Genomic DNA, 12,323 nt, shown 5'->3' on the forward strand with positions numbered 1-12,323 from the left:
ACGAACTCCTCTCTTCGTTGTGTGAAATAATCAATTACTCCTATTATGAACGAAATGGATTGAACATATCAATGTCAAAGTAGTATGTAAAAGGATTTCAATGATTAGTTATAAAAAATTTTTCGCTTTTATACGATAAAAAAGCGGGAATCCTCCCGCTTTTTACGATTATCGACGTAAGCCTAGTTTGTTAATTAACTCACGGTAACGAGTTACGTCTTTATTACGCAGATACGTAAGAAGATTACGACGCTTACCTACCATTTTAAGAAGACCGCGACGTGAATGGTGGTCTTTCTTGTGAGTACGTAAATGCTCGTTCAAGTTGTTAATTGAATCAGTTAGGATAGCGATCTGAACTTCTGGAGATCCAGTATCAGATTCGTGTGTTTTAAACTCGCTGATGAGTTGGTTTTTACGCTCTTGAGTAATTGCCATCCTGTTTCACCTCCAAATAATATTTAGCCCCAGTTACCTAGCAACCGTCGGTGACTTCGGATTGCCAAGCAAAGGTTTTAAGACTACGAAAACTATCATACTAAAAATCGAGCCTATATGCAAATATTTTAGAATAAAATTTGTGTGCGCTGCATGTTATTTCCGCAAATTGCTGAAATAACGGATCGCTTGCTGCTTATCTTTCTCAATTTGCTCTGTTAATTCTTGAATGCCGTTGAACTTGCGCTCGCTCCGAATTCGTTTATACCATTCAATTTTTATAGCGGCTCCGTATACTTCTTGATCAAAATCAAATAAATTGACCTCAATTGAAGGCTGTTCCGGACGTTTTTCATAAAACGTCGGCTTATAGCCGATATTGCAAACGCCGTTGTAAATCTCGCCGTTTATTTCCGCCTTGACGGCATATACACCGGTCGGCGGGACAATATAGCTGTTATTTAAGCCGATATTGGCCGTCGGAAACCCGATTGTCCGCCCTCTTTTATCTCCGTGAATGACAATTCCTTTAATAAAGTAGGGCTGTCCAAGCAAGACATTGGCCAGTTCAACGTCTCCGTTTTGAAGTGCAGTCCGAATATAGCTGGAGCTGATTTTTTTATCCTGCTCCGTCAATTTTTCCACCATTGTACAATCAGCTTTTCCATCTAAATCAACCGGCATCGTTTCCATTGTTCCTTTGCCGTATTTTCCGTACGTAAAATCAAAGCCTGCCACTGCATGCTGTACATTAAGGCCTAAAATATACTGATCAACAAACTGCTTAGGAGTCAGAGAAGCAAACACTTCATTGAATTTAACAACATACAGAATCTCCGTACCTAATTGTTCAATTTGGCTGATTTTATCTTCAAGAGGGGTAATCAGATCCTTTGGTTCCCGATCCCTGCCCAGCACATGGGAAGGATGGGGATGAAAGGTCATCACGGCTAATGTCAGACCCTTTTCTTCAGCTATCTGTTTAGCTGTGCCGATTACCTTTTGATGCCCTAAATGAACGCCGTCAAAATAACCTAACGCCATCACAGACTTTGGCTGCTCCTCTTTTATTAAATGATGCGGATGTGTCATATGTATCGTCTTCACAGAACGGTCACCTTTTTTCTATTGTTCGCTTTTTTGCATCAATACTTTTGCCGGCTTTAACAGCCCGTGTTTTGTAGGATGAGGGAAATAAATCGCCAGACAGCTTCCGGATTCCGTATAGACTGCGAGACGGTCGTCACTAGTCAGATCCGAGAATTGTTCTGGTGTTTCAAGCAAAGCCCCATTTTCTACTTTCTTAGCTAATGTATCACTTATGATCCATTTCGGCAAATGATTGAGCGCACGTTCAATAGAGACTGTATGGTCTGCTACAGTTCCGGACTCGGCTTGAGCTTTCAGCTCTTCAAACGTAAAGCATTCATCAAGAGAAAAGTCACCGGATGCCGTACGGATCAAATGAGACATATGAGCCGGATATCCAAGCTTTTCGCCAATCATAACCGCCAATGTGCGCACATAGGTTCCTTTTGAACATGTTACTGTAAACCGGAAACTCGCTGTCTCTCCATTATGTTTAACCCCTGTAGTGAGCACAATATCTTCAATGGTAATAAGACGTTTTGGCCGTTCTACTTCAAGTCCCGCTCTTGCATATTCATATAATTTTTTGCCGTTTACCTTTACTGCGGAATACATCGGGGGAATCTGTTCTTGTTGCCCCTTTAAACTGTTTAAAACCTTTTCTACTTCTGCTTCATCAACAGCTTGATCTACTGGCTTTGTTTCAACGGTTTCTCCGGTTTGATCCTCTGTCGTCGTTGAAACACCAAGCGTAATTTCAGCATCATATGTTTTAGACTTCTCAGTTAAATATTCGACAATTTTGGTAGCCCGGCCCACACAAATCGGAAGCACACCTGATACCTCAGGATCAAGCGTTCCCGTATGTCCGACTTTTTTTGTTTTAAGCAGCTTCCGGATCTTCATGACACAATCATGCGATGTCATGCCGACCGGTTTATGTAAAAGGAGAACTCCGTTAACCATATGCCTTTCACTCCTTCTGTTGTGAGGATTTTCTTCAAAACGCAGAAAAGAGGACAGACGACGAACGCCTATCCTCTTCATTTGTTATTCAGACGGGTTCTCTGAATTCAATTGGTGAATCAATGTTTCGATTCGATTTCCGTAATCAATTGATTCATCGAACTCAAATTCAATTTCAGGCGTTTTACGAAGTCTGATGCGGCTGCCGATTTCAGAGCGAATAAACCCTTTCGCCTTAGCAAGCCCTTTCAGTGCTTCCTCCCTTTTTTTCTCGTCTCCGAGAACGGAAATATACACCTTTGCAATTTGTAAATCACCTGATACACGTACATCCGTTACTGTCAGAAAACCAATTCTCGGATCCTTCAGCTTTCGGCTGATAATATCACCGAGTTCTTTTTTCATTTGCTCGCCGACACGGTTTGCTCTCATACTCAATTCAATCACCTCTAAGTTAAAACCACTCTGTTCTAGTGATCGTCCGTTCAATTTCAGGAAAAGAATCGATAAACGCAAGAACACGCTGCAATTCTTTTTCTGTCTGAACGCGAGAGGAAGAAACAGCGGCGATTCCAAAGCTGGTTCTTTGCCATGTGTCCTGATAGCCAATCTCTGAAATCGAAACATTGAACTTATTTTGAACCCTGGTTAAGATCCGCTTCAGAACGGCCCGCTTTTCTTTTAACGATCCTGCATCATAAATGATGCATTCACATTCCGCAAATCCGATCACTTTCTTTCAATTTCTTGCATGACATACGCTTCAAGGATGTCACCTTCACGAATGTCATTGTATTTCTTAATCGTTATACCACATTCGTAGCCTTGTGAAACTTCTTTCACATCGTCTTTAAAGCGTTTCAGAACGTCCACTTCGCCTTCGAAGATTACGACGCCGTCACGAATTAAACGGAGGCCGCTGTCGCGCGTAATTGTTCCTTCAGTAACATATCCGCCGGCAATCGTACCGATTTTAGACACTTTAAATGTTTGGCGCACTTCTACTTGACCTATTACTTTTTCTTCATATTCAGGATCAAGCATACCTTTCATAGCTGCTTCAATCTCGTCGATTACTTTGTAAATAATACGGTGAAGACGAATATCTACGTTTTCAGCTTCAGCCGTACTCTTAGCATTACCGTCCGGTCTCACATTAAACCCGATAACAATTGCATTGGAAGCAGATGCTAAAATAATGTCAGATTCTGTGATTGCACCAACGCCTGTGTGGATGATTTTCACTTTAACGCCTTCAACTTCAATTTTTTGAAGTGCGGCTGTTAAAGCTTCGGCAGATCCCTGAACGTCAGCTTTTACGATTAGGTTGATGTCTTTTACATCACCTTGTTTAATTTGCTCGAATAAGTCGTCAAGACTCAGCTTTGCTTTATCGCTGCGCTGCTCTTCAAGCTGTTTGGAAGCACGTGCTTCTCCAACAGAACGAGCTGTTTTTTCATCTTTAAAGACAAGGAATTGATCTCCCGCTTGAGGCACGTCATTTAGACCGGTAATTTCAACCGGAGTAGACGGTCCCGCTGTTTTCACACGGCGACCAATATCATTGACCATTGCACGGACACGGCCAAATGTATTGCCGACTACAATCGGATCACCGACATGCAGTGTTCCAGTCTGTACGAGCAATGTCGCAACTGACCCTCTGCCTTTATCAAGTTCCGCTTCAATAACAGTTCCTTTTGCCTGGCGGTTCGGGTTCGCTTTCAGTTCCTCTACCTCACTGACAAGCAAAATCATTTCAACGAGTTCATCGATGCCTTTTCCAGTTAAAGCGGAAAGCGGAACAAAAATCGTTTCTCCGCCCCAAGCTTCAGGCACAAGTCCGTATTCTGTCAGTTCTTGCATCACACGGTCAGGGTTTGCAGCTTCTTTATCAACTTTATTCACAGCAACGATGATCGGCACTTCTGCCGCTTTCGCGTGGTTGATCGCCTCTACTGTTTGCGGCATTACACCGTCATCCGCAGCTACAACCAGGATCGTAATATCGGTTACTTCCGCACCGCGTGCACGCATTGTTGTAAATGCGGCGTGACCCGGGGTATCCAAGAAAGTGATTTTCTTGCCGTTTTCTTCGATTTGGTAGGCTCCGATATGCTGAGTGATTCCGCCAGCTTCTCCTTCAACAACCTTTGTTTTACGGATGCTGTCAAGAAGCGTTGTTTTCCCATGGTCAACGTGACCCATGATTGTAACGACAGGAGGACGAATTTCAAGATCCTCTTCTTTGTCAGGCTCTTCGTATTTCTCTAATTCAGTTTCTTCAAGGACAATAACTTCTTCTGTTTCAACACCGTATTCTGATGCAATCAGTTCGATTGTGTCTTTATCGAGCTCTTGGTTAATGGTCGCCATAACACCAAGAAGCATCAGTTTTTTGATGAGTTCAGAAGGCTCTTTGCCAAGCTCTTCAGCCAGTGCGCCGACTGTTAAAGTGCCTGAGAACGTAATTTTTTCAGGAAGCTCTTTTTTCGGCTTCACAGGCTTTTGCTGATGTTGGTTTCTGTTGTTGTTATTGTTGCGTTTATTTTTTTTGTTGTTGTTATTCTTCTTGTTTTTGTTAAATTGATTATTCTGCACGTCATTCTTCTTTCCGTCTCGAATTTTATTTGGTTGATTTCCAGCAGACTGCTGATTTACCCCTTGCGGCTGTTTGTTTTTGTTCGTTTCCGCAGGCTTTTGAGATTTAACGGCTGCGCCGCCTTTTTTAAATTTGGCATCAAGCTGTTTAATGGCCTTTTCTTCAAGCATGGCCATATGATTATTCACTTCTAAATCCATGTTCTTCAGTGCGGTCAAAATTTCCTTACTTGAAACATTTAACGCTTTTGCATATTCGTATACTCTCATTTTAGCCATTCGTTCACCCCCAAAAATATTAATCGAGCAAGCTGATCAGCTTATTCGCAAAACCTTGGTCAGTGACGGCGACAACGACACGGGATTCTTTACCGATAGAGCGTCCAAGAATCGCGCGATCCGCGACTTTTTTATAAGGAACTTTATAATAATTGCACTTGTCGGTTACTTTCTTTGCTGTGTTAGATGATGCATCCTCTGTAAGCAGGACAAGCTTCGCACGCGCATTCCTGATTTCTTTAATAACCAAGTCCTCGCCTGACACGACCTTACGAGCTCGATTGGCCAGACCCAGCAAGGGAAACCATTCCATTCCAGACATTTTATTTTTTCACCTTTTCCGCCAGTTCCAGCAATTCTTCGAAAATCTGGTCATCGATTTGTGATTGAAATTGATTTTGCAAAGTGTTTTTCTTTTTTGCTGCTAAGATGCACTCTTTATCCAGCGTTAAATAAGCACCCCGCCCGTTCTTTTTCCCGGTCGGATCTACTGAGATTTCGCCTTCTTTTGAACGTACAACTCGGATTAGTTCCTTTTTAGGCTTCATTTCTCCAGTCACTACACACTTGCGTAACGGGATCTTTTTGTGTTTATTCACCTAAGGTCACCTCTTATTCATCCGATTCAGCAGTTTCAGGCTCCGTAAAGAGCGGCTCTTCGTCGTCTTCTTCAAGTTCTCTCGGATAAATTCCAAGCTCTCTTGCGTCTGTTTCGCTCTTAATATCAATCTTCCAGCCTGTCAATTTAGCAGCTAAGCGTGCGTTTTGTCCTCTTTTGCCAATCGCCAGAGACAGCTGGTAATCAGGAACAATAACAGTTGTCGCTTTTTCTTCTTCATTCACGATGACATCCAGCACTTTCGAAGGGCTGAGCGCATTCGCGACAAATTCTACAGGATCATTCGACCAGTTGACAATGTCAATTTTTTCACCTTTTAATTCATTGACAATCGCCTGAACACGCTGGCCTTTAGGACCGACGCAAGAGCCTACCGGATCCACATCAGGATCATCAGTGCGAACAGAAATTTTCGAACGATCGCCTGCTTCTCTGGCAACAGATTTCAGCTCTACAGTTCCATCATAAATTTCCGGCACTTCGATTTCAAATAAACGCTTCAAGAGGCCTGGGTGTGTTCTTGACACATAAATCTGCGGGCCTTTCGTCGTTTTTTCTACTTTTGTGATATACACCTTAATGCGGTCATGAGGCTTATAGCTTTCATTCGGCATTTGCTCATTAACCGGCAGCAAAGCTTCAATTTTACCTAGAGACACATAGATAAATTTATTGTCCAGGCGCTGAACAATACCAGTCATGATGTCTTCTTCACGGTCAATAAACTCAGAATAGATCACACCGCGTTCAGCTTCGCGCACACGCTGTGTCACGACCTGCTTCGCTGTTTGGGCCGCAATGCGTCCGAAATCTTTAGGCGTTACTTCAATCTCTACAACATCACCTACCATATATTCCGGGTGGATGCTTTGCGCCTCTTCGATTGAGATCTCCAGTCTTTGATCGTATACCTCATCAACGACATCTTTTCTTGCGAATACACGGATTGTACCTGTTTCACGGTTCAAATCCACCCGTACATTCTGCGCCTGATTAAAATTTCGCTTATAAGCAGAAATTAAAGCAGCTTCGATTGCTTCAATGATAATTTCTTTGCTGATGCCTTTTTCTTTTTCAAGAATGGTGAGAGCATCTAATAATTCACTGCTCATGTTAACGGTCTCCCCCCTTAAAACTTGTATTCATTAGAATGTTACAGCTAATCTTGCGTTAGCTATTTTTTCATACGGAATATCGATCCGTTTCTTTCTTGTTTTGATTGTCATCTCAACTGTCACTGTTTGTCCATCGAATTCAGCCAGCTGTCCTTCAAACACTTTTACGCCGTCAATCGGCTCATAGGTCTTAATGTATACATTTTTCCCAAGTGATTTTTCGAAATCGGCTTTTTTCTTTAATGGACGCTCAGCTCCCGGGGATGAAACCTCAAGAAAGTAATTTTGGCTGATTGGGTCTGCCTCATCAAGCTTCTCGCTTAGAGCTTCGCTTACTTTGGCACATTCCTCAATATCCACACCGTCATCGGAATCAATAAACACGCGAAGGAACCAGCTTTGACCCTCTTTGACAAATTCAATGTCAACGAGTTCAAGCTGAAGGCTGTCTACGATTGGCTGAGCCATTTCTTGAACGGTGTCAGTCACTTTTTTGCTCATGTTCTTCCTCCTTGTGCTGTCGATATCATATTCGTCTCGTCACTCTGCATAAAAACCCTGCTTCAAAAGAGCAGGGGCTTTAAAGTAAACGATGAACATGTCGAGACAAAATTGTCTTGTTCAATACAAAAGAGCGGGTTTCCCCACTCTTTGCCTCGGTAATCGTTAGCATTTCCAATAAAACTATACCATAACCATATTTTTATTGCAAATGGATATACGTTTACCTTTACGCTGTTAAGCAGATCACAGGGGCTCTACTCATACGATTGCACTTTTGCCGCTCATGTATGCATAAAAGCCGAATTTCTTAAGAAATTCGGCTTTTATATGCTAAAACAGCGATAATTGGTTTTGGTCCGGCAATGACTCCAAACAGCCGTGACGATCTAAATACTCTAAAATCGTTTTTGATACTTTCCCTCTCTTTTGCAAATCTTCTTTTGAGAGAAATTCTCCTTCTTCACGGGCCTTTACAATATTTAGAGCGGCGTTCGTACCTAATCCAGGAATAGAATTAAACGGCGGAATCAGGCTGTTGCCGTCAATAATAAATTCCGTTGCGCTGGAGCGGTATAAATCGACTTTTTGGAATGAATAGCCTCTTTCACACATTTCCAGCGCTAATTCTAATACTGTGAGAAGGTTTTTTTCCTTCGGCGACGCATCAAGCCCTTTGGAGTTGATATCCTCCATTACGGCTTTGATTGCTGTGGAGCCTTTGATCATTGTATCAATATCAAAGTCGTCTGCACGAACCGTAAAATAAGCCGCATAATACAGAAGCGCGTGATGCACTTTAAAGTAAGCAATACGGACTGCCATTAATACATAAGCCGCGGCGTGGGCTTTCGGGAACATGTATTTAATCTTTTTGCAGGAATCGATATACCAGTCTGGGACATTGTTATTTTTCATTTCTTCTTCCCATTCAGGCGTTAAACCTTTTCCTTTACGGACAAATTCCATAATTTTAAACGCCAGTGACGGCTCGAGCCCTTGATAGATTAAATAAACCATAATGTCATCACGGCAGCCGATCACCTCACTCAGCTCACAAATATTATTGTGAATGAGCTCTTGCGCATTGCCGAGCCATACATCTGTTCCGTGAGACAACCCTGAAATCTGAACGAGCTCAGAAAACGTTGTCGGCTTTGTGTCTTCAAGCATTTGCCGGACAAAGCGGGTTCCGAATTCAGGAATACCCAGAGTGCCCGTTTTACATCCAATCTGTTCCTGTGTGACACCGAGTGATTCGGTTCCTTGGAAGATTTTCATTACTTCAGGGTCATCTGTCGGAATCGTTTTCGGATCAATTCCGCTTAAATCTTGAAGCATACGGATTACCGTCGGGTCATCGTGCCCCAGAATATCAAGCTTCAGCAGGTTGTCATGAATGGAATGGAAGTCAAAATGAGTCGTTTTCCATTCAGAACCTGTCGCATCTGCCGGAAACTGAATCGGAGAGAAATCATAAATATCCATATAATCCGGTACTACAATAATACCGCCAGGGTGCTGTCCGGTCGTCCGTTTTACACCTGTACAGCCCTGCACAAGCCGGTCGATTTCGGCGCCGCGCATATGGAGATTATTATCGCCGGCATAGCCTTTTACGTAACCGTAAGCTGTTTTTTCTGCAACCGTGCCGATCGTTCCCGCACGGTATACGTTGTCTTCTCCGAACAATACTTTTGTATAATTGTGGGCCTGCGGCTGATATTCCCCTGAGAAGTTCAAATCGATATCAGGTACTTTATCCCCTTTAAATCCCAGGAACGTTTCAAACGGAATATCGTGCCCGTCTTTTTTCAAAGGCGTTCCGCAATGAGGACACATTTTGTCAGGCAGGTCAAAACCTGAACCGACAGATCCGTCATTAAAGAACTCAGAATGCTGGCATTCAGCACATATATAGTGCGGCGGCAGCGGGTTCACCTCTGTGATCTCAGTAAGTGTCGCAACTAATGAAGAACCTACCGATCCCCGTGACCCTACCAGATACCCGTCATCGAGAGATCTCTTTACAAGTTTATGAGAGATCAAATAAATAACAGCAAAGCCGTGGCCGATGATACTTTTCAGTTCTTTTTCAATACGCGCTTCAACGATTTCAGGGAGCTGCTCTCCGTAAATGCTACGTGCACGCTGATAGCTCATTTCCCTGATTTCTTCATCAGCGCCTTCGATTTTCGGCGTATATAAATCATCTTTAATCGGCTTGATGTCTTCAATTAAAGATGCAACCTTTTGTGTGTTGGTAACCACGATTTCCTTCGCTTTTTCTTTCCCTAAGAAGGAAAAGGCTTCAAGCATTTCATCTGTCGTTCTGAAATGCACTTTCGGAAGTTCGTGTCTGTTCAGCGGATTCGCGCCGCCCTGAGAGGATACTAAAATCTTTCTGTAAATTTTGTCCTCATCATTCAAATAATGAACATTTCCTGTTGCGACAACAGGTTTATTAAGCTTTTCACCGAGTTTGGTGATATTCGTAATGATTTCTTTCAGCGATTTTTCATCGCGAACCAGTTCTAGCTCAAGCAAGTGGCGGTACACCTCAGGCGGTTGAACCTCGAGGTAATCGTAGAATGACGCAACATCCTCCACCTCTTCCGGCGACTTTTGCATCATGCCTTCAAAAACCTCTCCTCTGTCGCAGGCTGAACCGATCAGAAGGCCTTCCCTGTATTTCTCAAGCTGAGACCTTGGAATACGCGGCACTCTGTAAAAATAATGAATATGGGAAAGTGAAACGAGCTTAAATAAGTTTTTCAAGCCTGTGCTGTTCACCGCCAGCACTGTTGCATGATACGGTCTTGACCTTTGATAAGCGTTGGACTGACCCATATTTTCATTCAGCTGGTCATGATACTGAATGCCCTTTTCAGCAGCATCCTCCAGCATTTTCAAAAGCAAATAAGCGGTTGCCTCGGTATCATAGATCGCACGGTGGTGCTGTGTAAGTTCAATGTTAAACTTTTTACACAGCGTGTTCAGACGGTGATTCTTAAATTCCGGATAAAGAAATCGGCCGAGCTCCAGCGTATCAATGACAGGATTTTTTGCTTTTTCAACTTGGAGAAGCTTTTTGAAAGCAACGTTTAAAAATCCCATATCGAAGCTTGCATTATGGGCGACGAGAATATCATCGCCAATCCATTCTCTGAAATCTCTTATCACGTCTATTACATCCGGCGCGTCGACCAGCATATCATCAGTGATGCCTGTCAGTTCAATGATTGTGGCCGAAAGCGGACGATGCGGGTTGGCAAATGACTCAAACTTATCAATGATCTCTCCGCCTTTCACTTTTACAGCCGCCAGTTCAATAATCGTATCATACACAGCGGAAAGTCCGGTTGTTTCGACGTCAAAAACGACATATGTTTCTTCATCAAGCAAACGGTGTGCGGGATTATAAGCAATCGGCACCCCGTCATCCACGATATTGGCTTCCATTCCGTAAATCATTTTAATTCCATGTTTTTGGGCAGCAGAATAAGCATCTGGGAAGGATTGAACGACAGCATGGTCAGTCAAAGCGATCGCCTCATGCCCCCATTTTTTCGCCTGTTCAACAAGCTTTCCGATGCCTGTTACAGCATCCATTTGGCTCATTGGGGAATGCAGATGCAATTCTACCCTTTTTTCTCCTTCAGGCGCCGTGTCTTCACGGTTTTTTACTTTTATCTCATTTACATCGTTTGCAATCATGACCAGATCTCGGACAAAGGTGTCGTTTTGAATGCTTCCGCGTGCTTTTACCCACATGCCTTTTTTCAGAGACTTCATCAGGGCCGCATCTTCTTTTTCTCTTGCAAACATTTTAATTAAGATACTATTTGTGTAGTCAGTAATTTTGAAGATGCACAGCGTGCGCCCGCTTTTCAGTTCTCTGGTTTCCACATCAAACACATAACCCTGAACCGTAATTCTCCGTTCCTCGTCCATTATGCTGTCAAGTGTTCTGATTTCCTCGTTATCTTTAATTTGATAGCCGATAACAAGAGGCCCTGAAGGAGCTTGATCTTCATCACTTTCTTTATCGTTCTTCTCCATTTCAATTAAAGCCTGCATCGCCCGTTCTTGATCTTCAGCTAGCTTTTGTTCCCGAAACTTTTGCACTTCTTGATCAGATACAAATATTTCAGCATCAAGCTGAAAATCCGGAAACCCAAATTGACGGTATCCCGCTTGAATCATCGCACTGTATTTGTTCTTAAGAGCAGATGCTTCTGTATCCGTTTTTGTTTTGACAATCAGTTTGTTGCCCTTCAGCTTTGGTTTTTGCTGGCTTAAGAGACTGATAATCGGCGGTGAAATGCCTTGCAGCTCTTCAATGCAGCGTGTCCAGTAATCCTGCACGAGGCCTTCATCAACCTCGGCATCTTGCACTTCGATTGAAGACGTCACTTTTGCAATATGGGCAAACGATTGCGTCAGCCTCATGGTTAACATGTCATATATTTGATAAGGCAGCAAAGATTTAAATTTAAAATGAAAATGCCAAGATTTAGATGCTTTGTGTATCGTCAGCTTTTTAATCTCGCCATCTTCAAAGTATGTCATGAAGGTATCATCTGTCATATTAATCTGCTGCAGAAGAATTTGAAACTGCCTTCTGTTTACTGATAACTGTTCCATTAAGACAGTATCCCCCCTAAAAACATCATAAGTGAAGGTACCTCAGGCAATGAGGTACCTTCTATTAT

At 42.8% G+C, this 12,323-nt stretch carries 11 protein-coding genes; all 11 read right to left on the reverse strand.

Annotated features, from left to right (window positions below):
- Window positions 1-168: 168 nt before the first annotated feature.
- The 11 genes from rpsO to LNN34_RS07210 all read right to left on the reverse strand — a co-directional run bounded on the left by rpsO (window position 169) and on the right by LNN34_RS07210 (window position 12,255).
- The gene (gene rpsO / locus LNN34_RS07160) at window positions 169-438 is read right to left on the reverse strand and encodes a 30S ribosomal protein S15 (RefSeq protein ID WP_003154182.1); all 270 of its coding nucleotides are present in this window, start codon (window positions 436-438) and stop codon (window positions 169-171) included.
- A 156-nt stretch (window positions 439-594) separates the two neighbouring features.
- Window positions 595-1,545, reverse strand: a complete 951-nt coding sequence (gene ribF, locus LNN34_RS07165; protein WP_044155860.1) for a bifunctional riboflavin kinase/FAD synthetase — start codon at window positions 1,543-1,545, stop codon at window positions 595-597.
- Window positions 1,546-1,563: 18 nt separating this feature from the next.
- The gene (truB, locus tag LNN34_RS07170) at window positions 1,564-2,493 is read right to left on the reverse strand and encodes a tRNA pseudouridine(55) synthase TruB (protein WP_044155862.1); all 930 of its coding nucleotides are present in this window, start codon (window positions 2,491-2,493) and stop codon (window positions 1,564-1,566) included.
- Window positions 2,494-2,577: 84 nt separating this feature from the next.
- Window positions 2,578-2,931: a 30S ribosome-binding factor RbfA gene (gene rbfA / locus LNN34_RS07175; protein ID WP_010334286.1), complete on the reverse strand. Its 354-nt coding sequence runs from the start codon at window positions 2,929-2,931 to the stop codon at window positions 2,578-2,580.
- Between the two features lie 16 nt (window positions 2,932-2,947).
- Window positions 2,948-3,226 carry a DUF503 domain-containing protein gene (locus tag LNN34_RS07180; RefSeq protein WP_003220950.1) on the reverse strand — a complete coding sequence of 93 codons (279 nt, stop codon included), beginning with the start codon at window positions 3,224-3,226 and terminating at the stop codon, window positions 2,948-2,950.
- A complete protein-coding gene (gene infB / locus LNN34_RS07185) occupies window positions 3,223-5,373 on the reverse strand; it encodes a translation initiation factor IF-2 (RefSeq protein WP_044155863.1) in 2,151 nt (716 codons plus the stop codon). Before infB ends, LNN34_RS07180 begins: the two co-directional genes overlap by 4 nt.
- Window positions 5,374-5,392: 19 nt before the next feature.
- Window positions 5,393-5,695 carry a YlxQ family RNA-binding protein gene (locus LNN34_RS07190; protein ID WP_024121429.1) on the reverse strand — a complete coding sequence of 101 codons (303 nt, stop codon included), beginning with the start codon at window positions 5,693-5,695 and terminating at the stop codon, window positions 5,393-5,395.
- Between the two features lies 1 nt (window position 5,696).
- Window positions 5,697-5,972: a glucose-induced regulator RulR gene (rulR, locus tag LNN34_RS07195; protein ID WP_010334283.1), complete on the reverse strand. Its 276-nt coding sequence runs from the start codon at window positions 5,970-5,972 to the stop codon at window positions 5,697-5,699.
- 13 nt (window positions 5,973-5,985) lie between these two features.
- Window positions 5,986-7,104 carry a transcription termination factor NusA gene (gene nusA / locus LNN34_RS07200; protein ID WP_024121428.1) on the reverse strand — a complete coding sequence of 373 codons (1,119 nt, stop codon included), beginning with the start codon at window positions 7,102-7,104 and terminating at the stop codon, window positions 5,986-5,988.
- A gap of 33 nt (window positions 7,105-7,137) precedes the next feature.
- The gene (gene rimP / locus LNN34_RS07205; RefSeq protein ID WP_024121427.1) at window positions 7,138-7,608 is read right to left on the reverse strand and encodes a ribosome maturation factor RimP; all 471 of its coding nucleotides are present in this window, start codon (window positions 7,606-7,608) and stop codon (window positions 7,138-7,140) included.
- Window positions 7,609-7,941: 333 nt separating this feature from the next.
- A complete protein-coding gene (locus LNN34_RS07210) occupies window positions 7,942-12,255 on the reverse strand; it encodes a PolC-type DNA polymerase III (RefSeq protein ID WP_229043043.1) in 4,314 nt (1,437 codons plus the stop codon).
- Window positions 12,256-12,323: the final 68 nt, after the last annotated feature.

This window comes from Bacillus sp. AF23, assembly GCF_020861455.1.
GTDB lineage: Bacteria > Bacillota > Bacilli > Bacillales > Bacillaceae > Bacillus > Bacillus halotolerans.